This window comes from Bradyrhizobium sp. 18BD, assembly GCF_054185225.1.
Map to the genome: position 1 here is coordinate 1 of NZ_JAVAYL010000237.1, position 448 is coordinate 448.

At 53.6% G+C, this 448-nt stretch carries 1 protein-coding gene; it reads right to left on the reverse strand.

Annotated elements, in window-relative coordinates; translation table 11 throughout:
- The coding region (locus RAD16_RS41245; RefSeq protein ID WP_458163706.1) for a diguanylate cyclase at positions 1-448 on the reverse strand (448 nt) is incomplete at both ends.

Below are 448 nucleotides of genomic sequence, written 5' to 3' on the forward strand. Positions count from 1 at the left end.
GCATGTCGTCGCTGACCAGAATGTGGTTACGTCCAAGATGCTTGGCTTCGTAGAGCGCTTTATCCGCTTTTTCGATAGCGTCTCCGATATTGCGATCCGTCAGGGGCGCAATGCCGATACTGACAGTGACATTGGTGGCGACGCTTTCGTTAAACATATGCGGGATTTTAAGATCGTATACTTCCTGTCGGATACGTTCTGCGGTAGCGCGGGCTTGCTGTGGTTCGGCGGTGGTCAGCAGCACCAGAAATTCTTCCCCGCCAAAACGGCAGACGACATCGCGCGATCGCACGGCGTCCCGAATTGCCGCTGAGACGCGGATTAACGCCTGATCGCCCATCATATGACCGTAGTGATCGTTATACGCTTTGAAATGATCGATATCCAATAGCAGGACGTAGTGTTCATGGCTGCCCGGCGCCTGTAACGTATCCAGCCGATTTTGCAG